This is a genomic window from Sanguibacter antarcticus (genome assembly GCF_002564005.1).
Lineage (GTDB): Bacteria > Actinomycetota > Actinomycetes > Actinomycetales > Cellulomonadaceae > Sanguibacter > Sanguibacter antarcticus.
On the sequence record NZ_PDJG01000001.1, the window covers coordinates 1,896,845 to 1,919,653 of the forward strand.

A 22,809-nucleotide genomic window follows, 5' to 3' on the forward strand; every position below is an offset into this window, starting at 1 on the left:
CACCGTAGATCTCCTACGGAGTGTCGCGAACGGGCAGCGCCGCGCACGGATGTGGAGGACGCCACAATCACGGACCCCTGCGGGGAGCCTGGCCGTGATCAGCGCTCGATCCGCTTACCGTTGGTGTGTGCACCGCTCTCCCCTCGCCCTCGCAGCCCTGTCGACCCTCGCCGTCCCCGGGCTCGACGTGCACCACGTGCTCCCGGTCCCTGGCCCGGACGGCTTCGACTGCGCTGTGGCCATCGACTCCGAGAGCCGACGCTGGGTGGTGCGCGCACCGAGCACAGCCGCTGCCGGCGCAGCGCTCGAGGCCGAGGCCGCGTTCCTCGCGGGCCTCGAGGCGCACGTCGACTCCGGGCTCCTCCCGTTCGTCGTCCCGCGCCCTGCAGGCTTCGTCGCGCTCCCCGACGGCGGCCGGGCGGTCGTGTACGAGGAGCCTCCGGGCCACCCTGTGAAGGTCCACCGCCTGCAGCCTGGGCCTGGTATGGCGGCGAGCGTCGGCCGTGCTGTCGCCGCCCTCCACGAGCTTCCCGTCTCGCTCGTCGAAGCATCGGGGCATCCGACGTACTCCGCCGAGGAGTATCGCCAACGGCGGCTGTCCGAGGTCGACGAAGCGGCGAAGACCGGTCGTGTCCCCGCGACGCTCCTGCGCCGGTGGGAACGTTCCCTCGAAGACGTCTCCGTCTGGCGCTTCCGGCCGACGATCACCCACACGGCGCTCTGCCCGGAGAACGTCCTCGTCCAAGCAGGTCAGGTCAGCGCACTGACCGACTTCTTCGAGGTGCAGGTCGGTGACCCCGCCGACGACCTCGCGTGGTTGCTCGTCTCCGCGACGCAGGAGGCCGCCGACTCCCTCATGGAGGCATACCAGATCCGCCGCACCGAGCTCATCGACCCGCACCTCGTCGACCGTGCGCTGCTCGCGAGCGAGCTGGCCCTGGCACGCTGGCTCCTGCACGGCGTCCGCAACGACGCACCCGACGTCGTCGAGGACGCTGTCGGGATGCTCAAGGACCTCGACCGGGCAGCCACCGAGGTCGGTGCCTTCAGCGTCGCGTCCGCCGGCTGGGACGACCCCGCGCCGGAGTCCCACGAGACCCCTGCACCAGCGTCCGACGAGACGGCTGACGAGGAGCCCGACGAGCTGCCCGACGAGGAGCCGTACGCGGTCCCGGACTACGAGCGGGTCATGCCGCGGCCGCTGGGCGACGTCGCCACCACGAGTTACTCCGTCGTGGGACAGGACGCGCCCGGTCCTGCGGAGACCGGCGACGAGCCCGCAGGCGACGAGCCGGGTCGCTCCGCCGAGCACGATGGCAACGAGGACGGCTCGCGCGAAACCTAGTCGGCCTCACCCCGGGTCCGTCTCACCGCGAGATCGGCTCACTGGAGGTCTGTCTCCCCGCGGACGAGGCGCTCGAGCTCGGACCTGTCGGCGAGCCGTTCCGGACGGACGGTCGTGTCGTCGGCGACGTAGTAGAACGCTGCGGACACGTCGTCGAGCGGCACGCCCGCCCACTGCGACCAGGCGAGCCGGTACACGGCGAGCTGTACCTCTCGGGCGCGCCGAGCGTCCGGGTCGCTCGGTGCCCGGCCAGTCTTCCAGTCGACCACGACGACCCCGCCGGGGTGCCCGTCGCGAGGTGGGCGCTCGGGATCGGGGAAGACTGCGTCGATCCGCGTCCGCGCGATGACGTCGCCGATGACCGTGTCGATGGCGACCTCGACCTCCAGAGGCTCGATGCTTGCCCACACCGACGCCTCGAAGGTTCGCTGGAGCTCGACGAGCGCCTGGTCGCCGTCGATGTGGTCGTCGTCCGCGCCGGGCATGTCGCCGACGTCGAAGAGCGAGGTCGCCCCGTAGAAGCGCTCCACCCACAGGTGGAACGCGGTCCCTCGCCGGGAGTGCACGGACGGTTCCCGAGGGACGGGGCGACGCAGCGCCAGCGCGAAGGCAGACCGGTCGCGGGCGATCTCGACGAGCCCGGAGGCCGAGATGTGGCTCGGGAACTCGATACCCTGCGCCCCTCCGCGGGCCGCGGCTCGTTCGGCGAGCAGGATCGCGCTCAGCTCGACGAGATCGGTGCCGTCGCGTCCGCGGACGGGGGCCGTGCCTGCGTCGGGGTCCGGGGCCGGGAGCTCGAGCGCCTCGAGCACGACATCGCGGGACAACCGCACGAGATCGAGCGACGAGACGCGAGCGTCGTCGTCGTCGAGCGCGTCCAGGTCCTGCTCACCCGGCTCGCTCGTCGGGGCTCCTGGTGGCCACCACGCGTTCCGCACGTCGTCGTCGCGCGGGTTGGTCGCTCCGGGTGCGGGCTCGTCGGTGATCGTCAGCTCGTCGAGCGCACCGGCGTCTTGAAGCTCGGTGAGGAAGACGGACGGTGTCGTGGGCTTGAGCGCTGTGCGCCACCAGGCGCCGCTGAGCAGCAGGTGCGACCGCGCACGGGTGAACGCGACGTAGGCCAGCCGCCGTTCTTCGAGCACCTCGTGCTCACCGCAGCGGTGACGGAAGTCGGCCAGCCGTGCATTGAGGTCGGCGGAGTCCTCTGCCCCTGCGAGCTCGAGATCGGGAAGGTCGCCCGCGTCACCGCGCAACGGGAACGGCAGCGCACCGAGACCGGTCAGCCACCCGCTCGACGTGGGGCCCGCGTCGCTGTTCGTCCGTGTGGACGGGAACCCGCCGTCGACGAGCCCGGGGACAGCGACCACGTCCCACTCGAGCCCCTTCGAGGCGTGCACGGTGATGAGCTGGACGGCAGCAGGGTCAGGGGTGCTCACCGGTCGTCCGAGGCCCCGCTCACGCTGCTCCGCGGTCGTCAACCAGGCCAGGAAGGCGCCGAGCGTCGCGGTCTCGGCTGCGTCGGAGAAGGACGCTGCCACCGAGCGGAAGGCGTCGAGGTGCGCGCGGCCTCGCGGGTCCGAGGCAGGACGTGGCGCACCGGTGGCGTAGACCCGCTCGGCGGCGAGCGCCACCTCGATGTCGAGGCCGAGCGCCCGTTCCGCACGGTCGACGAGCTCCGGGAGGGAGAGGTAGGTCACGGCCCGGATCTCGCGCAGGGTCGCGGCGAGCGACCGGAGCCTGGCCCACCCCTCGTCCGTGAACGACCTGCCGTCCGGTCCGCGCCAGGAGGCGGGTGGCATGTCGTCCAGCGCATCGATGACGGAGCGCTCGTCGGTCGCGTCCCCTTGGGCCCTGGTGGCCGTCGTGTGCCTGCGGGCCAGCTCCTTCGCACGCGCGCCGAGCGCATGGAGGTCGCTCGCTCCGAGGTTGACGCGAGGCCCGGTGAGGAGCCGCATGAGCGAGTCGCCCCGGGAGGGGTCGTGCACCACCTCGAGGAGCGCGACGACGTCGACGATCTCCGGCGTGGTGAGCAGGCCTCCGAGGCCGACGACCTCGACGGGCAGGCCACGCCCGCGCAGCGCGGCCTCGATGACGGGGAACTGGCTGCGGGCCCGGCACAGGACCGCAGCGCTGGCCCGTCCGCCGTCACGGTGCTTGACCACGAAGTCGGCCACCGCCTCGGCCTCCTCCTCGAGCGTCGCTGCGTAGACCGCGTGCACGGTGCCGATGCCGGCTGCGGGGCGGGCGTCGAGAGACGGGAGCGAGTTCGCCGGGTCGGCCGAGTAGAGCGGAGCAGCCGTCGTGTTGGCGACGCGGAGGATCGCGAGGTCGTTCCTCCAGGACGTGCTCAGGTGGTGGACGGGCGCGCGTGCACCGTCGGCCGTGACGAACTGTTCCGGGAACCGCGCCGGCCCGGAGGCGCTCGCGCCGCGCCAGCCGTAGATCGACTGGTTGGGGTCGCCGACCGCGGTGACTGGATGACCGTCGCCGAAGAGCGCGGCCAGGAGCCGGATCTGGGCGTACGACGTGTCCTGGTACTCGTCGAGGAGGACCACCTTGAAGCGGTCTCGCTCGCCGACGGCGACGGCGGGCACTCCCTCGGCGAGCTGCGCGGCCAGAGCGACCTGGTCTCCGAAGTCCATCGCATCCGACGCGCGCTTGCGCGACTGGTACGCCTCGACCACGTCCAGCAGCCGGTGACGTTCCATGAGCGACTGGGCGAGCTTGACGATGTCGGCGTGCAGCGAGGTACGACGGCCGCCGAACGGGGTCGCCTCGATCGCTTCGACGAGCCGGCCGAGACCTGCGCGTGCGTCGTCGACGTCGAGCAGGTGCTCGCTCAGTGCACCGGAGAGGTCGAGCACAGCGCCCACGACGGTCGAGACTGCCGCGTCCGTGCCGAGGTCGTCGTGCCAGCTCTCGACGACGGTGCTCGCGATCTGCCACTGGCTCGCCTCGGTGAGGAGACGCGCGCCGGGCTCACGCCCGATCCGGAGACCGTGGTCCTGGACGAGCGACGCCGCGTAGGCGTTGTACGTCGAGACGGTCGGGCGGTCGAGCGCGTCGAGCGCACCTGCTGCCGCGCCAGGGCGGGCGCGCCGCAGCTGTCGCAAGCGCTTCGTGACGCGTTCGGAGAGCTCGCCGGCCGCTTTGCGGGTGAAGGTCAGCCCGAGGACCTCTTGGGGCTGGACGTGCCCGTTCGCGATGAGCCACACGACGCGCGCCGACATCGTCTCGGTCTTGCCGGACCCTGCTCCGGCGACGACGAGCATGGGACCGAGCGGTGCCTCGATGACGGCCGTCTGCTCGGGGGTGGGACGGTGCTGACCGAGCAGGTCGGCGATCTGTGCCGCGCTCGTCGGCGCGTCCCCTGGGAGAGGTGCGTTCATGACGTGGTCTCCTCTCGTCGGTCGCCGACGCCCGGCAGGCTCGGCGGGCCCGGCCGGCTCGGTTCGTCCGTCTCGTCTGTCTCGTCGGCCTCGTCGGCCTCGTCCGGAGCGTCGACCGCGTCCGGCTCGAGGCTGATGACGTGGCGGCCTTCGCTCTGGAGCGGGCAGGAGCGCCGGACCCCGCACATCGAGCACATCGCGTTCTCGACCGCCGAGAACCCGGCCCCTGCCATCGTCTCGGCCGCGTCCTCGACGAGAGCGCGCGCCCAGCTGGTCTCGGGGTCTCCGAGCGCGCCCTGAGCGCGCTTGGTCGCACGGACGCCCTCGCTGATGAAGACGAGCTGCGCGCCCGTGCTGCGCGTCCCGGCCGGCAGCGACGCGAACGCGCCCTCTTCGACTGCGAGCTGGTAGGCGCCGAGCTGCGCGTTCGTCTCGGCGTCGCGGACGCTCGGGATCCCCTTGCCGGTCTTGAGGTCTGTCACGCGCACACCACCGTCGGTGAGTTCGAGACGGTCGACCGCACCACGCAGGACGGCGCGCCCCACCTGGACCTCGAACGTCTCCTCGACGACGACCTCGCCGGTCACCTCCTTGTAGTACTCGGCGAGCCTGCGCACCATGCCGTCCGCGCGACGTCGGGCCTGGACCGTCGGCCAGCCGGCGGGCATCCGCAGCTCGTCCCAGCGACGGTCGAGCTCGGCAGCGAGCAGCGCGTGACCGGCGGCAGGAAGCTCGCGCGCGATGTCGTGGATGAGTGTCCCGACAGACTGCGAGAGAGCGTCGGCGCTGGTACCACCAGCGCTCTCGAGCGCCCAGCGCAAGGCGCACCGGTGCACCTGCTCGACCTTCGACGGTGAGACCGGGACCAGGGCCTCGGGTTCCCGGAGCGGTGTGGTCGAGGAGACCTCGCTCGATCCGTACCAGGTCCGGGGATCGGCCTCTGGGAGGCCCTCGCGGGCGAGCGACGCGAGGAGTGCCCCGATCGCGGGAGCCTCACCCGGGTGTCCGGTGCGTGCTGAGGTGGCGAGGTCGGCAGCAAGCTCCGTCCGCAAGGTGGCGACGACGCCTCGGAGGTCGAGCGGGGCGGCGAGGAGCGGCGAGGGCGCCTCGCCGGCAGCGTCTGCGTCCGGTTCGTCGTCAGACGGCGGGGCGAGAAGGTCGACGAGCACGGACGGTTCGTTGTCCGCGTCCCGCGTCGCTGTGACGACGAGCCGACGACGGGCCCGGGAGACGGCCACGGCGAAGGCCCGGAGCTCGTCGGCGAGCACAGACCGACGCGCCTCGGGCCCGACGCTGCTGGCGGTGTCAGCACGACCAGCGAGCAGCTCGACGAGCGCCTGGGAGCCCAGGAGCGAGTCGCGCAGGCGCAGGTCGGGCCAGGTCCCGTCCTGGACGCCGGCGACGACGATCACGTCCCACTCACCGCCGGCTGCGCCCGCGGGCGTGAGGAGCTGGACGGTCTCACCCGCGACGGCCCGGGCGGCGAGGCTGTCCGCCGGCAGGTCTTGTGACTCCAGGTACTCCGCGAAGGCGAGCGGTGGTGACTGAGGCATCCGATCGACGAACTGCTCTGCCGCCCGGAAGAGCGCCATGACGGCATCGAGGTCGCTGTCCGCACGCGCGGACCCCGGCCCTCCGTTGACCGCGATCGTGCGCCACGTCTCAGACACGTCTGCTGCCGACCACACGGCCCACAGCACCGTCTGCGAGGTCGCTCCGTCGACGTCGACGGCTGCGCGCCCGGCGGCAAGCATCGCGGCGACCCGTCGGGGCGCACGGCCGACGTCAGAGCGCAGCGAGGCCGCGTGCGCCGGGTCTGCGAGGAGCTCGACGAGCAGCGTGTCCGAGGATCGTCCACCACCCGCCGCGAGCTCTTCGCCGCGCAGCGCCCGTCGCAGACGCCGCAGGCCGACGGCGTCGAGACCCCCGAGCGGCGACGTGAGGAGGTCGACGACGACCTCGACGGTCAGGTCACCGGTGACCGCTGCACGCAGGGCCGCGAGCAACGGCCGGACGGCTGGCTCGTCGCGCAGCGGGACGTCGGCACCCAAGAGCGCGACCGGGACGCTCGCGCTGGCCAGCGCCCGACGCAGACGGACGAGCGTGCCACCGGAGCGCGCCACCACGGCCATCTGCGACCACGGCGTCCCTCGCAACAGGTGCTCGGCCCGCAGGGTGCGCGCGACGAGCGCCTCCTCACCGGCCGGGCTCGGCAGGACGACCACCTCGACGGCGTCCCCCTCGACTGTTCCCGGGCGTGCTCGTCGGTGCTCGGCACTCACCACGGAACCGATCTCTTGCGTGACGCGCGACGTCGCCCGACGGATCTCGGGACCGTGACGCCACGCCGTCTCGAGGACGAACACCTCGGCACCGAGCTCTCCCACGGCAGCGCCCACGTCGGGACGCGACCCGGGAGCAGGAGGGCGACCCGCCGCCGCACGGCCCACGAGCGCCGGGCTCGCGCCGCGGAAGGCCTGGACCGCCGAGTCGGGGTCAGCGAGGAGCACGAGCCGTGCCCCGTCCACGGCCATGAGGTGGCAGAGCCGTGCGGTCGCGGCCGTGCTCTCCTGGTAGTCGTCGACGACGACCAGCCGCCAGCGAGGCTTGTCCTCGCCGTCCCAGGTCGCGAGGGTCCGTGCGGCCTCGTCGACGACGACCGCCGGGTCGAACCGGGCACCCGCATCGGGAGTGAGCTCACGCAGCGCCATGACGTCGAGGTACTCCTCGTAGATCGCGGCTGCGGCCACCCACTCCGGGCGCCCGTGCCGTTCTCCGAGCTCAGCGAGCCCACGGGGACCGACCCCGCGTTCGGCCGACCGCATGAGCAGGTCGCGGAGCTCGTCCCGAAAACCGCGCAGGGCCAGCGTCTCAGGCGGGATCGTCGCGGGCCAGCCTGCCGGGATGCCCTCCCCCCGGGAGTGGCCGAGGAGCAGCTCGGAGAGCACGAGGTCCTGCTCAGGACCGGTGATGAGGGTGGGTGCGGGGTCGCCGAACGACTGCGCGCTCTTCGCGAGGATCGCGAACGCGGCGGACGGCGCCGTCCTGACGACCGCCCCGCGCACCGTCATCCCCAGCCGCGCAGCGAGCGCGTCGCGGAGCACGCCGGCGCCACGGCGGGTCGCGCTCAAGACGAGGATCTCGTCGGGCCGCAGCCCGTCGTCAGAGACTGCTGCCGCGACGAGCTCTAGCGCGAGGGTCGTCTTGCCCGTGCCCGCTGCACCGAGGACGAGCGCCACCGGGGCCTCGCGTGCCCCCTCGAGGGCGCGCTGCTGCGACGGGTCCAGCGCACCGGGGGTGCTCGCGGGGCCGGTGTCGAGCCCAGTCGACGGTGACAGGTGCAGCGCACGAGGGGGGAGGAGATCCACACCGAGATCTCATCACACACCACTGACATGTCGAGGCGCCGACACCCTGCGCGCCGGGTGGCGCGTACGGCAGTCAGGTCAGGGGAAAGGCCATCCGTTCGGGATGCAGGAGAGCGAGGCGCCGCTCTGCTGGACCATGACGTCCGCGAGGTTGTTGCTGCCCGTGCACAGCACGTGCTTGTAGCCGAGCACGTGACCGACCTCGTGGTTGATGAGGTACTGCCGGTAGGAGACCCGGTCGACGTCGTAGATCCCTGAGCCCTCGTACCACCGCATCGCGTTGAGCACAGCGTGCCCCTCGACCCCGCAGGACCACAGGCCCTCGGTGTCGAGCGGTGCGCAGAGCTCGTCGACCATGTCAGGGCTCGCGAGGGACACGGTCAGGGTGGCGTCGGCCGATTCGGTCCGGGCGAACGTCTGGGACCCGTCGCCGCCCCAGCTCCGTGAGTCGTTGAGGGTCGCGAGGACGAGGTCGGCGAACTTCTGGGCATCGACCTCGAGGCCGTTCTCGACCTGGATCCGGATCGTCGTGACCTCACCAGCACCCGGTGCGGCAACCTCGCCGGGGACGACGAGGAAGGTCCCGTCCCCCTCGTACGTGGACGACGCCGAGAGGATGCCTGCCATGAAGTCCGACTCGCTCACCCCGTCGGGGAGCGCCTCGGCTGCGGCGAGCGCAGCGGACTGCGCGGCCTCCACCTCGAGCGCCTCAGCATCAGCGTCGATCTGGGCCTGCGCAGCAGCGAGCGCCTCGGCGTCCGGCTCGACGACCTCAGCAGGCTCGACGACGGGCGACGGGGTCGGGGCGACCTCGCTCTCCAGCGCCTCGCGCGCGTGCCCACGGCTGGCTGCCCTGACGACAGGCGTCTCGCCGGGAGCGGCACTGACCCTGTCGACAGTGTCTGCGGCGTTGTCACGGACGAGCGCGGCCAGCCCGGTGATCCCGTCGTCGGAGGTGGAGGCACCTGCCCCCACGCCGGTGAGGATCCCGAGCAGCGTGAGCGTGACCACCGGCTGAGCGCGCATGCCGCTGCGGCGGGATGCGTGCGCGGCGGTGGCGGCCGTCTTCCGTGTCGTCGAGGACGCCTTCGCGGGCCGTCGCGAGCCACGTGCTGCCAGTGCTGCGGCCTCGCGCCGTGCGCGCCGGGTGCCGGGCGCGGCAGCGACATCGCTGGCGATGCCGTCTGCAGGAGCGTCCGGTGGGCGTGTCACCTGTCTATCGTGCCAGAAAACTGAGGCATTCCCCTAGTGTGGTGGCGTGACCCGCCCCACCCCGCGCGATCCCCCACGGAGGCTCAAGCCGCGGATGCCCCGCGTCGAGCGGCAGGCCCAGCTCTTGGCGATCGCGCAGGACCTCTTTGCCGCACAGGGCTTTCACCACATCTCCATGGACGACATCGCCGAGCGTGCTCAGGTGTCGAAGCCCATCCTCTACCGTCACTTCCCGTCCAAGCTCGACCTCTACCTCGCGGTCATCGACGACCGTGGGCAGGCGCTCGTCGATGCTGTGAGCACGGCGCTCGTCCCGGTCCGCGAACCACGAGACGGTCCAGGATCGTCCGCCGACGGGTATGACGTCGTCCACGCGGTCGTCCGCGCCTACGTGGAGTTCGCCGAAGGATCCGGGGTCGCCGCCTCGTTGCTCTTCGAGTCGGACGTCACCCGGGACGCCGTCGTCCGCAACCGTGTCGAGCAGCCCAACCGCCGCAACGCGGAGCTCTTCGCCCAGGTCCTCATCGATCTCACCGACCTCTCTCCGTCCCAGGCGCTCACGGTGGCACGCACGTCCACGGCCATGGCCCGCGTCGCGGCGGCGCACGCGCTGCCGCACGTCTGTGCGGACGACACGGGTGTCCCTGAGCCGTCGACCACCGAGACGGTCGATCTCATCGCGCAGTTCGCTTGGCGCGGAATACACGGGATGTTGCGCCGTGACGGAGAGAGCGGGAGCTCGACCTCAGCCTAGGATCAGAGGAGCCGGGCTGAGTACTCAGCCCTTGCACCAACGGAAAGTGGGACCTTGTGGAAATCACGATCGGCGTTCAGAACCTGGCACGCGAGCTCACCATCGAGACGGACGCGACGGCAGAAGAGATCAGCAAGGCCGTCACCGATGCGCTGAACGGGAAGCCGGTCCTCGAGCTGACCGACTCCCGGGGACGCAAGATCCTCGTGCCCTCCGCGACGATCGGCTACGTCGAGATCGGTGCCGAAGAACAGCGCAAGGTCGGTTTCGGTTCGCTCTGACCCTGCTCAGACCCCAGCACCACGGCTCGCGGCCGCTCGCTCCGCACGTGCCGGCCGCGAGCCACCGACGAGCGTGACGAGCCTGACGAGCCTCAGGCGGCCAGGCCCAGACGCCCCATGCGGCGGGTGTGCTCGGCAGTGAGCTGCGAGAAGACCCACGCCTGGTCGACCTCGGCAGACTCTTGGTGCTTGCGCGCACCTTCCACGACGAGGCGCCCGAGCGCCGGGTGGGCGACCAGGAGGTGCTGGACGAGCCCGAGCGCCTCACCGACGAGGCGCCGACCCCACAGCGCGAGCCGTGAGGCCAGGACCGTGTCCGCCTCTGATGCTTCGCCGAGAACCGCGACAGAGAGCTCCGCGCTGCGGTTGTCGTCGAGCACCTCGACGACGAGCGCCCGGGTCTGCTCGTCCAGGCCGTCGACAGCGATGCGGCAGAAGTCGTCCGCGACGCCGTTGCCCACGTATCCCTTGAGGACTCCTTCCCACCACGTCTGTGGTTCGGTGCGCGAGTCGTAGTCGTCGAAGGTGCCGGTGAACTGCAGCATCTCAGCGTCGGCGTCACCGCCGAGCTCGCTGATCCGGCGCAGGATCTGCTCCTGGCGATCGAGCGCAGCACCGGCGAGCCGGACCACGTGGAGGTGCTGGGCCGGCGTCGGCGCACCTGTCGCGACCGCCGCGAGCCGGGTGAAGGTTGCCAGCTCGGTGAAGGCGATGAGACCGAGGAGCCGGAGCACGTCCGCTCGCTCGGCCTCGCCCATCGGCGGTCCCTGCGAGTCGAGCGCTAGGTGGTCCCCCGCGCCGTCGCGGGTCGTCTTGGCGGGCGTCGTTCTCACGTCGTTCATGCAACCAGAGTAGGCGCGCGACGAGCGTGGCACGCTCGTGAGCCCGGCTGCGCGACGAGCGGAGGCGTCTGCACGCGCCGTCGTGACCGCCTTCACACGCCACGAGGCTGCGGTCCGATAGAGTGATGATGTACATCGGTTGCCCGGTCGTCTCGACCATGGTCGGACTGCACGCTCGAGAGAGCACCGCAGGCCCGACACCGCATACTCACGATCGGCTGCCGGCCACAGGCGAGCTTGCCCGTCCTGCCCTCGGATCGTCGTGATCTCTTCACGCCCGAGCCTCGCAGCGACGTGTGGCGCCGCCCAGACCTACATGAGGCAACGTGACAACCACTTCTAGCAGCATCCAGGCTGCTGACGCAACGTTCAGCGACTTCGGGGTCCGCCCCGAGATCGTCGAGGCGTTGGCCGAGGCGGGGATCACCTCCCCGTTCCCCATCCAGGCGATGACGCTCCCCGTCGCGATGGCCGGCCACGACATCATCGGCCAGGCCAAGACGGGAACGGGCAAGACGCTCGGTTTCGGCGTCCCGCTCCTGCACCGCGTCATCGCCCCCGGAGAGCCCGGGTTCGAGGACCTGCCGTCTCCCGGAAAGCCCCAGGCTCTCGTCATCGTCCCGACGCGCGAGCTCGCGGTCCAGGTCGCCAAGGACCTCATGGCCGCCTCGGTGAAGCGCTCGGTCCGCATCGTCCAGCTCTACGGCGGCCGGGCCTACGAGCCTCAGGTCACCGCGCTCACGCAGGGCGTCGAGGTCGTCGTCGGGACCCCGGGTCGTATGATCGACCTGCTCAACCAGGGCCACCTCAACCTCACGCGCGCACAGTGCGTCGTGCTCGACGAGGCCGACGAGATGCTCGACCTGGGCTTCCTGCCCGACGTCGAGAAGCTGCTCGCCCGCACGCCTGCCGTCCGCCACACGATGCTCTTCTCTGCGACGATGCCGGGCGCGATCGTCACGATGGCGCGCAAGTACATGAAGCAGCCGACGCACATCCGTGCCAACGACCCGGACGACGGCGGCCAGACCGTCAAGAACATCAAGCAGGTCGTCTACCGGGCGCACGCGCTCGACAAGGTCGAGGTCCTCGCCCGGCTCCTCCAGTCGGAAGGCCGCGGCCTGTCGATCGTGTTCGCACGGACTAAGCGGACCGCAGCAAAGGTCGCAGACGACCTCACGGAGCGCGGCTTCGCCGCCGGCGCCATCCACGGAGACCTCGGCCAGGGCGCACGCGAGCAGGCGCTGCGCGCGTTCCGCAACGGCAAGGTCGACGTCCTCGTCGCCACCGACGTGGCGGCGCGCGGCATCGATGTCGACGACGTCACGCACGTGGTGAACTACCAGTGCCCCGAAGACGAGAAGACCTACCTCCACCGCACCGGTCGCACCGGGCGGGCGGGCCACAAGGGCACGGCCGTCACGTTCGTCGACTGGGACGACATGCCCCGGTGGTCGCTCATCGACAAGGCTCTCGACCTCGGTATCCCCGAGCCGGTCGAGACCTACTCGACCTCGCCGCACCTCTACTCCGACCTCGGTATCCCTGAGGGCACGAAGGGGCGTCTGCCCAAGTCCGCGCAGGTCCGCGAGGGCCTCGGCGCCGAGACGCTCGAAGACCTCGGCGAGACGGGCAAGCGTGGCGGCAAGCCCGCGCGCGACAGCGGCTCACGCACCAGCGGTCCCCGCGACGGGGGCGACTCGCACGGCGCCCGGTCCGGAAGCCGGTCGACGCCGCGCGACGGCGAACGTCGTCCGCGTACACGCGGTGGCGAGCGCTCCGCCCAGGGTGCGAGCGCTGCCGGAGGAGCACCGTCGCACGACAGCGCTCCTGCTACCAGCTCTACCGGGCCCGACGCGAACGCGGCACCCGCCGTGAAGTCGGAGAACGGCGAGTCCACCAGGCCCCGCCGCAACCGCAACCGTCGCCGCACCCGCAGCGGCGGAGCAGACGGTGGGCAGTCGGTCACGACGCCGAGCACCGACGCTTCCTGACGACAGAGCACCTGCACCACCGCCACGCCGTCCGTCCCTCGTCCCGCTCACGCGGACGAGGAACGGGCGGCGTGCGTCGTCTATGCCGCCTGGACGAAGGCCGTGACAGCGTCCGCGACGAGCTGGACGGCGATCGCCGCGAGGAGGAGACCGGCGATGCGTGCGACGAGGAGCGTCCCGCTCTCCCCGAGGATCCGGTGGACGATGTTCGCGAACCGCATCGCAGCCCAGAGGCACACGCAGACGAGCACGAACGCGAGCACGATGGCCAGCCAGTCGCGCGACGACCCGTCGGCACGCTGGACGAAGAGCATCGAGGCAACGATCGCACCGGGGCCGGCCAGGAGCGGCGTCCCGAGCGGCACCATCGCGACGTTGACGCCCTTCGTCCCAGGCTGCGGCTCTTCCATCTTTCCGGTGAGCAGCTCCATGGCGATGAGCAGCAGCAGCAGCCCGCCCGAGGCCTGGAGGGCGGGCAAGGAGATGTGCATATAGCTGAGGAGCTGTTGACCGAAGAGCGCAAAGCTGACGATCACCCCGGCAGCGACGAAGATCGCGGTCCGCGCGGCGTGCGAGCGCTGCTTGTGCGTCATGGCCCCCGTGAGGCCGAGGAAGATCGGCACCGTCCCCGGCGGGTCCATGATGACGAACAGGGTGATGAAGACCTCGGTGAACAGCCGGACGTGCACGATGTCGTTCATGGTCGGACCACCGCGATGCGACCGAGCTCCTCGATCGCGTCGAGCACCTCGGGTGTCGTGGTGTTCTCGCCGAGGCGGTTCGGCTTGCCTGCGCCGTGATAGTCGCTCGACCCCGTGACGAGCAGCCCGAGCGAGACAGCGATCTCGCTCAGCCGTCTCTGCTGCTCCGGACCGTTGTCACGGTGCCTGACCTCGAGACCGACAAGACCTGCTGCGGCCATCTCTTCGATGACTGCGTCGGCGACCACCCGTCCACGCTGCTCGGCACCGGGGTGGGCGAACACGGCGACGCCGCCCGCAGCGCGCACCGCGCGGATCGCGTCGATCGCGTCGGGCGCGTAGTGCGGCACGTAGTACTCCGACCCCGCGTGGAGCATCGAGGCGAACGCCGCCGAGCGATCGACGACGTACCCGGCCGCGACGAGGGCGTCGGCGATGTGCGGGCGCCCGATCGTCGTCCCGAGCTCGGTCTGGTCCAGGACGTCTGCCCACGTGATCGCGAAGTCGCGACCGAGCCGACTGACGATGGTCCGAGCGCGCTCCGTGCGGGCGGTACGGACGCGGTCGTTCTGCTCCAGGAGAGCCGGGTGCTCGGGGTCGTGGAGGTAGCTGAGCAGGTGGACGCTCACGCCGTCGGCGCGCGCAGAGATCTCGGCGCCACGCACGAGGACCACACCGGTCCGCACGGCGGCTTCCTCGGCGGCGGCCCAGCCGGCTGTCGTGTCGTGGTCGGTCAGCGCGACGACGCTCAGCCCCGCGCGGGCAGCCTGCTCCACGACGACCGACGGGCTCTCCGTCCCGTCCGACGCTGTGGAGTGGGTATGGAGGTCGAGGAGGGGTTCCGTGGGCACAGGCACACTGTACTTTCACTGCGCCGCCCCGGTTCACGCCGCGCGGGGCGCAAGCCTGGCGACCTCCCACGAGACCTCACCGGTCAGGTCCGTGCTGCACCGAGGTGGGAGGATGGATCCATGAGCTCGGACACCACACACCAGCACACCCAGACCACCTCACCAGACGGGCAGCCGCTCAGCGACCGCGGGAGCAACCGCTCGCAGCGCCCCGCCTCCCCAGCCTTCCGATCGTTCATCATGAGCGCCTGGGAGCCGCGCGCGGACACCGCCGCACAGCCGTCGACGGCCGCCCCCTTCACGCAGGCACGACGCGACGCTCTCTCAGCAGCGTTTCCCGGCGACCGGCTGGTCGTCCCGGCAGGATCGCTCAAGCAGCGCTCCAACGACACCGACTACCGGTTCCGCCCGCACTCGGCGTTCGCGCACCTCACCGGGTTCGGCACGGACCAGGAGCCAGACGCGGTCCTCGTCCTGCACCCGCGCGCCGGCGCCGACAAGGGGACGACCGACGGCCACGAGGCCGTCCTCTACGTCCGCCCGCTCGCTCCGCGAGACACCGAGGAGTTCTACGCAGACTCCCGCTACGGCGAGTTCTGGGTCGGCGCACGCCCGTCCCTCGACGACGTCGCCCAGACGACCGGGATCCGCGCGGCACACATCGACGAGCTGCCGGACGCGCTCGCCAAGGACACCGGCCACGGCGGCGTCCGGCTGCGCGTGGTGCCCGGAGCAGACCAGACCACCGAGATCCTCGTCGAGTCGCTGCGCGCGATCGCCGGGACCGAGACCAGCGGCGACACGACGGACGTCGACGCACAGCTGGCCGAGACGCTCTCCGAGCTCCGTCTCATCAAGGACGAGCACGAGGTCGGCCAGATGCGTGAGGCGGTGGCTCGCACGATCGACGGCTTCGCCGAGGTCGTCCGCGCTCTGCCGCGCGCCACGACGCACCGTCGCGGCGAGCGCGTCATCGAGACGACGTTCGACGCGCACGCCCGGCTCGAGGGCAACACGGTCGGCTACGAGACCATCGCGGCCGCGGGCGACCACGCGACCACCCTGCACTGGATCCGCAACGACGGGACGGTGCACAGCGGAGACCTCGTGCTGCTCGACGCCGGCGTCGAGGTGGACTCTCTCTACACCGCAGACGTGACCCGTACCCTGCCCGTCGACGGGACGTTCACGGACGTCCAGCGCCGGATCTACACCGCGGTGCTGGACGCCGCCGACGCCGCCTTCGCGGTCGCACGTCCCGGAGCGAAGTTCTCCGACGTGCACGCCGCCGCGATGGAGGTCATCGCCGACCGCCTCGAGAGCTGGGGCCTCCTGCCGGGCACGGCCGAGGAGTCGCTGCTGCCCGAAGGTCAGTTCCACCGCCGCTGGATGGTGCACGGCACGAGCCACCACCTGGGCATGGACGTCCACGACTGCGCTCAGGCCCGCCGCGAGATGTACCTCGACGCGCGGATCGAGCCCGGGATGGTCTTCACGATCGAGCCTGGCCTGTACTTCAAGAGCGACGACCTCGCCGTTCCCGAGGAGTACCGCGGCATCGGCATCCGCATCGAGGACGACGTCCTCATCACGGAGACCGGGAACGAGAACCTCTCCGCAGCGCTCCCCCGACGCCCCGAGGACGTCGAGAGCTGGATGGCCTCGTTGCGCGCGTGACACCTGGCGCGACAGCCTCCGGCCTGCACGTGCGGGCCGGGGCTGTCGTCCTAGCGGGGGGTCCCTGCGCTGGCGTCGTCGTCCGGGGTCTCGCTCGTGCGAGGCGGCAGCCCGTCCGCGGTACGGACGCCGTAGCGCGGCTCGGGGAGCGGCAGACGCGGGCCCGGGGCGGTGGTCGACGGCGTGGACGGCTCAGGAGCAGGCGCAGCGACCGGGCCTGGGTTCATCAGCGTCGGGGTCGCGTGCACCGACGCGGCCTGGGCTCCGCCGAGACCGGACGCGTGGTTGTCCTGGAGGATGCGAGACGCCTCTCCAGACCGCTCGTGGTCGCACAGCAAGGCATAGGACGACGCCACGATCTGGCTCGCGGAGGTGAAGTCGCGCTTCCCACGCGTCATCGTGAACGACAGCACCGAGAAGAGCAGACCGAACCCCGCACCGATCCCGACCGCAGCGAAGATCGGCAGCGCGGTGGTCTCGCCCCCGAACAACGAGAGCACCAGCCCGACGAACAGCCCGAACCAGGCGCCTGATGCCAGGCCAGCGGCTGCGACGCGCGAGTAAGTCAGGCGTCCGGTCACCCGCTCGACCATCTTGAGGTCGGTGCCGACGATCGTCACGTGCTGGACCGGGAACCCCTTGTCAGACAGCAGCTCGACACCCTTCTGCGCCTCGAGATACGTGACGAAAGCGGCGATCTGGTCACCACGAGGAAGAGTGGGCAGCTTGGGCGGTGCGGTGCTCTTGAACATGCTCATGCCCCATCTTCCCGCACAGCCCACCCGGACGCGACGGGCAGCATAGGCTTACGGGCGTGAGCAGCGTCGGAACACACGTCTTTGTCGCGCGCCTCGCCGGGACGCTGGTCTTCGATCCGATCGGAGACCAGGTCGGGCGCGTGCGCGACGTCGTCGTGCTCATCCGGCCCAAGGGTGCTCCGCGGGCTGTCGGGCTCGTCGTGGAGGTCCCTGGCCGACGCCGCGTCTTCCTCCCGCTGACACGAGTCACGAGCATCGATGCCGGCCAGGTCATCAGCACAGGACTGCTCAACATGCGCCGGTTCGAGCAGCGGATGATGGAGACCCTCGCCGTCGGCGAGCTCCTCGACCGCACCGTCGAGCTCGTCGACGGTTCTGGCAGCGCGACGATCGAGGACCTCGCGATCGAGCAGCAGCGGACCGGAGACTGGTTGGTCAAGAGGCTCTTCGTCCGCCGCTCGCCCACCGGCAAGAGCGCGCTCGGCCTGCGTCGTCGTGGGCACACGCTCGTGGTCGACGTCGACGCCGTCACCGGTCTCGCCGACAGCTCGAGCGCACAGGGTGCAGCGCTCCTGCTCGCTGCCTACGACGACCTCAAGCCGGCGGCCCTGGCCGACGTCCTCCACGACCTGGGCTCGACGCGCCGCGTGGAGGTGGCGACCGCGCTCGACAACGAACGGCTCGCCGACGTCCTCGAGGAGCTCGGCGGGGACGACCAGGTCTCGATCCTCTCGTCTCTCGGCAACGACCGGGCCGCCGACGTCCTCGAGGCGATGCAGCCGGACGACGCCGCCGACCTCCTGCACGAGCTCTCGGACGACCAGGCCGCCCAGCTGCTCGAGCTCATGGAGCCGGACGAGGCGCGTGGCGTGCGACGCCTCCTCGCGTACGCCGAGAACACGGCCGGCGGCATGATGACGACCGAGCCGGTCGTCCTCTCGCCAGAGACCCCGATCGCGGCTGCGATGGCTCACGTGCGGCGGGCTGACCTCTCCCCCGCCCTGGCGTCCATGGTCTTCGTCGTGCGGCCCCCGCTCGAGACCCCGACGGGACGCTTCCTCGGCGTCGTCCACTTCCAGAAGATGCTCCGCGAGCCCCCGCACGAGCCGTTGGGCGCTGTCATGGACTCCGACATCGAGCACGTCACGACCGACGCCCCCTTGGGGCGTGTCGCGCGGCTGCTGGCTGCCTACAACCTGCTCGCGCTGCCGGTGCTCGACTCCGAACGACGCCTCGTCGGAGCAGTGAGCGTCGACGACGCCCTCGACCACATGCTGCCCGAAGACTGGCGAGAGACCGACGACCTAGACCTGGCGCCCCCGCGCGAGGCGCCCGCCGCGGCCGCCGGGGCGAGCGAGCACGCGAACGCTCCCACACCGCCACGAGCGATGCGAGCAGGTGGTCGCCGTGGCTGAGCGCCTCGACACGCCGAAGGAGTCCCGACGGCTCCTCATCCCGCAGATCAAGTTCCAGCAGGACGCCTTCGGACGGATCGCCGAAGGCATCGCACGGTTCATGGGGACGCCACGGTTCCTCATGTACATGACCGTGTTCTGCATCGCGTGGCTCCTGTGGAACACGGTCGCCGCACCGGAGTACCGCTTCGACAAGGCAGCGAACGGCTTCACTGCGCTGACGCTCATGCTCTCGCTCCAGGCCTCGTACTCGGCGCCGCTCATCCTTCTCGCCCAGAACCGGCAGACGGACCGCGACCGGGTCACCGCCGAGCAGGACCGGCAGCTGGGCGAGCGGAACCTCGCCGACACGGAGTACCTGGCGCGCGAGATGGCCGCGCTGCGGATCGCGCTCAACGAGGTCGCGACCCGCGACTTCCTCCGCTCGGAGATGCGCAACCTCCTCGAAGAGCTCGACGCCAAGTACGCCGAGCGCGACGCGGAGCGCGACGCCGAGCGCGAACCCTCTTCTGCACAGGTCGCCGAGGCGGCTCCTGGGACGAAACGCACACCGGAGGGTCAGCAGCGCTGAGTACGATGGGCTCATGTCTGACGCTCCCTCCGAACCGGTCGACCTGAACCTCGACGCCCTCGAGACCGCGGTCCGCGACGCTCTGACCCGGGTGATCGACCCGGAGATCCGGCGCCCGGTCACCGAGCTCGGGATGGTGCGCTCTGTCGAGATCCAGCCGACCGAGAGCGGCGCCCGCGCGGTGGTCGGGATCGACCTGACGGTCGCAGGGTGCCCGATGAAGGGGACGCTGACCCGCGACGTCACGGCCGCGGGCCTCTCGGTCGAGGGCGTCGACGACGTGGTGGTCGAGCTCGGCACGATGAGCGCCGAGCAGCGTGCGGGGCTGCGGTCGATGCTTCGCGGCGGCGCAGGCGAACCGAACATCCCGTTCTCCAAGCCAGGGTCCCTGACGAAGGTGTACGCGATCGCGTCCGGGAAGGGCGGCGTCGGGAAGTCGACCGTCACAGCGAACCTGGCGGCCGCGATGGCCGCAGACGGCCTCAAGGTGGGTGTGCTCGACGCCGACATCTACGGCTTCTCCATCCCTCGCCTCCTCGGGGTCACCAGCCAGCCCACACGGGTCGACAGCATGCTCCTGCCGCCGATCTCCCACGACATCAAGGTCGTGTCCATCGGGATGTTCGTGCCCGCGGGCCAACCTGTCGTGTGGCGTGGACCGATGCTCCACCGTGCTCTCGAGCAGTTCCTCTCCGACGTCTTCTGGGGCGATCTCGACGTCCTGCTCCTCGACCTCCCACCAGGGACCGGCGACATCGCGATCTCGGTCGCCCAGCTTCTGCCGTCGAGCGAGATCGTCGTCGTGACGACGCCGCAGGTCGCCGCGGCGGAGGTCGCCGAACGTGCAGGTTCCGTCGCGACGCAGACGAACCAGGGCCTCGCTGGTGTCATCGAGAACATGTCGTGGCTCGAGCAGCCCGACGGCACCCGTCTCGAGGTCTTCGGCACGGGCGGCGGCGGACGGGTCGCCGAGAACCTCAGCTCGCTCACGGGAACGACCGTCGAGCTCCTCGGGCAGATCCCGCTCGACATGGCGCTGCGCGAGTCGGGTGACGTAGGCCTGCCGATCGTCCTCGCAGCGCCGGACTCCCCGAGCGCTGTCGCGCTGCGCGAGATCGCACGGTCGCTCGCGTCCCGCTCCCGCGGGCTGGCCGGCCGTTCCCTCGGGCTGTCGCCCGTCTGAGCCACGGCGGCACCACACCGTCCGAGCCACTCCAGCCGCTGCGTGCGACGGGCCTCCGTGGTAGGACCGAGAGATGTGGTTCGACTCGTGGTCCGATCTTCTCCGCGTCCTGGCTGTAGGTTCGGCCGCCTACGTCACGCTGGTCCTCGTGCTCCGCGTCTCCGGGAAGAGGACCCTCGCGAAGCTCAACGCGTTCGACCTCGTCGTGACGGTGGCGCTGGGGTCGACGCTCGCGACGATCCTTCTCAGCTCCGAGGTCTCGTGGTCTGAGGGCGTCGTCGCGATGGTTCTCCTCGCCGCGCTCCAGGTGACCGTCTCGTGGTCCTCGGCACACCTTCCGCGAGGTCGCTCCGTCGTCACGGCCCGCCCGACGACGGTGCTGCGCGACGGACAGGTTCTCCATGACGTCATGCGCGCCGAGCGCCTGACGGAGGCGGACCTCCGACAGGCCGTCCGCGCCGCGGGTACCGGTGGGTTCGACCAGGTCGCTGCGGTCGTCCTCGAGAGCGACGGTTCGCTGAGCGTCATCTCGACGACGTCCTTGGGGGACGGTTCGGCGCTCGACTACACGTCGTAGTCGACGAGCAGCGGGGCGTGGTCGCTCCACCGCTCTGCGTACGACGCGGCCCGGTCGACGCGAGCGTTGGACGCCACCTCGGCCATGGACCGAGAGCCGAGCTGGTAGTCGATGCGCCACCCGGAGTCGTTGTCGAACGCCTGGCCACGATTGGACCACCAGGTGTACGGCCCAGGGCCTGGGCCGGCGAGGCGTCGCCCGAGATCGGCCCAGCCGAGCTCGTCGAACCACGTGTCGAGGTACGCGCGCTCCTCGGGGAGGAAGCCCGCAGACTTGAGGTTGCCCTTCCAGTTCTTGATGTCGTCGTTCGTGTGCGCGATGTTGAGGTCGCCGGCGACGACGACGTGGCCGCCTGCGTCCGTCAGCTCACGCAGGCGCTCGGTGACCTTGACGAGGTAGGCGTACTTCTCGTCCATCTTCGGTGTGCCTGCGGTGCCGGAGTGGATGTACGCCGAGACCACGGTCACGTGCTCGCCGGAAGGCAGGCGGACATCGGCCTCGACCCATCGCCCGGTGTCGACGGGCACCTCGGGCTCGCCCTTGCCCAGCCCGATCCGCACGGCGTCGAGCGGGAGCGCCGTGACGACGGCGACGCCCGCACGCCCCTTGATCTCGCACGCCTGGTGGACGCTGTTCCAGCCCTCCCCGAGCAGGCCTGAGAGGATCTCGTCCGTCGCCCGGACCTCTTGCAGCAGGAGGATGTCAGGCTTGCGGTCCGCGAGCCACCCGCCCATCCCGTGTCGGTAGGCTGCGCGGACTCCGTTGACGTTCACTGAGGCGATGGTGAGCATGTGCCCATCCAACCTCATCCCACCCACAGCCAGGGCGCACGTCCGCCGCGGTGCGCCGCCCACCGTGGTCGTGCGTGGACGAGCGCCCCGCCGGTCAGGCTCACCGTGCGGCGGCAGCCAGCCGTTCGGCCGTGTCGACGACGTTCGCGAGGAGCATCGCGCGGGTCATCGGTCCGACACCGCCAGGGTTGGGCGAGATCCACCCAGCCACCTCTGCGGCGGCAGGCTCGACGTCCCCGACGACCCGAGACCGTCCCGTCTCAGGGTCCGTCGTGCGGCTCACGCCGACGTCGATGACGACAGCGCCGGGTGCGACGTCCTGCGCCCGGACGATCCCGGGGACCCCTGCTGCAGCGACGATGACGTCCGCTGAGCGCAAGAGCGCAGGCAGGTCGCGCGTCCCGGTGTGGGTGAGCGTCACGGTCGCGTTGACGGCCTTGCGCGTGAGGAGCAGGCCGATCGACCGACCGACCGTGGTGCCACGACCGACGACGACGACGTGCTTGCCTGCCAACGAGATCCCGTTGCGCTCGACGAGGTCGATGATGCCGGCCGGGGTGCACGGCAGCGACGACGTGATCGGTTCGCTCGTGCGCAGCACGAGGCGGCCGAGGTTGGTCGGGTGCAGGCCGTCTGCGTCTTTCTCCGGGTCGACAAGCTCGAGCACCCGGTTCGTGTCGATGCCCGCAGGCAGCGGCAGCTGGACGATGTAGCCCGTGCAGGTCGGGTCGTCGTTGAGGCGGCGGACGGCTGCCTCGATCTCCTCCTGGGTCACCTCGGCAGGAAGGTCCACGCGGATGGACTCGATCCCCACCTCCGCGCAGTCGCGGTGCTTTCCCGCGACGTACCAGGTGGACCCGGGGTCCGAGCCCACGAGCAGCGTCCCGAGGCCGGGCACCGTCCCCTGCTCGCGGAGCGCAGCGACCCGGGTGGTCAGCTCGGACTTGATCTGGGCGGCCGCAGCCTTCCCGTCAAGAATCTGTGCAGTCACAAGAGTCCTCTCTCCTCGCGTCGGCCGCTCGCTCGACGCCTGCCGACAGGACGCACCACCGAGAGCACGGTGGTGCGTCCTGGGCGGCGTGTCCCAGCGGTCGCGCGCG

18 protein-coding genes are annotated in these 22,809 nt (G+C 71.0%); 9 read left to right on the plus strand and 9 right to left on the minus strand.

The window, feature by feature from the left end; all coding sequences use genetic code 11:
- The first annotated feature begins 127 nt into the window (after positions 1–127).
- The gene (locus tag ATL42_RS08650; RefSeq protein ID WP_098454999.1) at positions 128–1,345 is read left to right on the plus strand and encodes a phosphotransferase; all 1,218 of its coding nucleotides are present in this window, start codon (positions 128–130) and stop codon (positions 1,343–1,345) included.
- 38 nt (positions 1,346–1,383) lie between these two features.
- On the opposite strand, the gene ATL42_RS08655 is transcribed toward ATL42_RS08650, so the two are convergent.
- From ATL42_RS08655 to ATL42_RS08665, 3 genes are all read right to left on the minus strand, one after another.
- Positions 1,384–4,734, minus strand: coding sequence for an ATP-dependent DNA helicase (locus ATL42_RS08655; RefSeq protein ID WP_098455000.1), 3,351 nt, complete (start codon positions 4,732–4,734; stop codon positions 1,384–1,386).
- Complete coding sequence (locus ATL42_RS08660; RefSeq protein WP_245862343.1) at positions 4,731–8,102, minus strand: ATP-dependent helicase; 3,372 nt, start codon at positions 8,100–8,102, stop codon at positions 4,731–4,733. The genes ATL42_RS08655 and ATL42_RS08660 overlap by 4 nt, the downstream gene beginning before the upstream one ends.
- A 78-nt stretch (positions 8,103–8,180) precedes the next feature.
- Complete coding sequence (locus ATL42_RS08665; protein ID WP_098455001.1) at positions 8,181–9,314, minus strand: DUF3152 domain-containing protein; 1,134 nt, start codon at positions 9,312–9,314, stop codon at positions 8,181–8,183.
- 46 nt (positions 9,315–9,360) lie between these two features.
- On the opposite strand from ATL42_RS08665, the gene ATL42_RS08670 reads away from it, so the two are divergent.
- Together ATL42_RS08670 and ATL42_RS08675 are read left to right on the plus strand one after the other, a co-directional pair.
- A complete protein-coding gene (locus ATL42_RS08670) occupies positions 9,361–10,068 on the plus strand; it encodes a TetR/AcrR family transcriptional regulator (protein WP_245862346.1) in 708 nt (235 codons plus the stop codon).
- A gap of 56 nt (positions 10,069–10,124) precedes the next feature.
- Positions 10,125–10,349, plus strand: a complete 225-nt coding sequence (locus ATL42_RS08675) for a DUF3107 domain-containing protein (protein ID WP_098455003.1) — start codon at positions 10,125–10,127, stop codon at positions 10,347–10,349.
- A 92-nt stretch (positions 10,350–10,441) separates the two neighbouring features.
- Here the strand turns inward: ATL42_RS08675 and ATL42_RS08680 are convergent, their stop codons facing one another.
- Positions 10,442–11,191: a ferritin-like fold-containing protein gene (locus ATL42_RS08680; protein ID WP_245862348.1), complete on the minus strand. Its 750-nt coding sequence runs from the start codon at positions 11,189–11,191 to the stop codon at positions 10,442–10,444.
- A 326-nt stretch (positions 11,192–11,517) separates the two neighbouring features.
- Here ATL42_RS08680 and ATL42_RS08685 point away from each other — a divergent pair, with 326 nt between their 5' ends.
- Complete coding sequence (locus ATL42_RS08685) at positions 11,518–13,185, plus strand: DEAD/DEAH box helicase (RefSeq protein ID WP_098455004.1); 1,668 nt, start codon at positions 11,518–11,520, stop codon at positions 13,183–13,185.
- An 80-nt stretch (positions 13,186–13,265) separates the two neighbouring features.
- Here the strand turns inward: ATL42_RS08685 and ATL42_RS08690 are convergent, their stop codons facing one another.
- On the minus strand, positions 13,266–13,886 hold the full coding sequence (locus ATL42_RS08690; RefSeq protein ID WP_098455005.1) for a MarC family protein: 621 nt from the start codon (positions 13,884–13,886) through the stop codon (positions 13,266–13,268).
- Positions 13,883–14,737: a PHP domain-containing protein gene (locus ATL42_RS08695; RefSeq protein ID WP_098455006.1), complete on the minus strand. Its 855-nt coding sequence runs from the start codon at positions 14,735–14,737 to the stop codon at positions 13,883–13,885. Before ATL42_RS08695 ends, ATL42_RS08690 begins: the two co-directional genes overlap by 4 nt.
- Before the next feature lie 120 nt (positions 14,738–14,857).
- Between ATL42_RS08695 and ATL42_RS08700 the strand changes: the two genes are divergently transcribed.
- Positions 14,858–16,414 carry an aminopeptidase P family protein gene (locus ATL42_RS08700; RefSeq protein WP_098455007.1) on the plus strand — a complete coding sequence of 519 codons (1,557 nt, stop codon included), beginning with the start codon at positions 14,858–14,860 and terminating at the stop codon, positions 16,412–16,414.
- Positions 16,415–16,464: 50 nt separating this feature from the next.
- On the opposite strand, the gene ATL42_RS08705 is transcribed toward ATL42_RS08700, so the two are convergent.
- Positions 16,465–17,172: a YflT domain-containing protein gene (locus ATL42_RS08705; protein ID WP_211281793.1), complete on the minus strand. Its 708-nt coding sequence runs from the start codon at positions 17,170–17,172 to the stop codon at positions 16,465–16,467.
- A 56-nt stretch (positions 17,173–17,228) separates the two neighbouring features.
- Here ATL42_RS08705 and ATL42_RS08710 point away from each other — a divergent pair, with 56 nt between their 5' ends.
- From ATL42_RS08710 to ATL42_RS08725, 4 genes are all read left to right on the plus strand, one after another.
- The gene (locus ATL42_RS08710) at positions 17,229–18,587 is read left to right on the plus strand and encodes a magnesium transporter MgtE N-terminal domain-containing protein (protein ID WP_098455008.1); all 1,359 of its coding nucleotides are present in this window, start codon (positions 17,229–17,231) and stop codon (positions 18,585–18,587) included.
- On the plus strand, positions 18,580–19,158 hold the full coding sequence (locus ATL42_RS08715; protein WP_098456453.1) for a DUF1003 domain-containing protein: 579 nt from the start codon (positions 18,580–18,582) through the stop codon (positions 19,156–19,158). The genes ATL42_RS08710 and ATL42_RS08715 overlap by 8 nt, the downstream gene beginning before the upstream one ends.
- Positions 19,159–19,171: 13 nt before the next feature.
- Positions 19,172–20,341, plus strand: a complete 1,170-nt coding sequence (locus ATL42_RS08720) for a P-loop NTPase (protein ID WP_098455009.1) — start codon at positions 19,172–19,174, stop codon at positions 20,339–20,341.
- Between the two features lie 73 nt (positions 20,342–20,414).
- The gene (locus ATL42_RS08725) at positions 20,415–20,918 is read left to right on the plus strand and encodes a DUF421 domain-containing protein (RefSeq protein ID WP_098455010.1); all 504 of its coding nucleotides are present in this window, start codon (positions 20,415–20,417) and stop codon (positions 20,916–20,918) included.
- Here ATL42_RS08725 and ATL42_RS08730 read toward each other — a convergent pair.
- Positions 20,906–21,709 (minus strand): exodeoxyribonuclease III, encoded by an 804-nt coding sequence (locus ATL42_RS08730; RefSeq protein ID WP_098455011.1) that lies wholly within the window; start codon positions 21,707–21,709, stop codon positions 20,906–20,908. The two genes, ATL42_RS08725 and ATL42_RS08730, sit on opposite strands and share 13 nt — an antisense overlap.
- A gap of 100 nt (positions 21,710–21,809) precedes the next feature.
- Positions 21,810–22,700, minus strand: a complete 891-nt coding sequence (locus ATL42_RS08735) for a bifunctional methylenetetrahydrofolate dehydrogenase/methenyltetrahydrofolate cyclohydrolase (RefSeq protein ID WP_098455012.1) — start codon at positions 22,698–22,700, stop codon at positions 21,810–21,812.
- Positions 22,701–22,809: the final 109 nt, after the last annotated feature.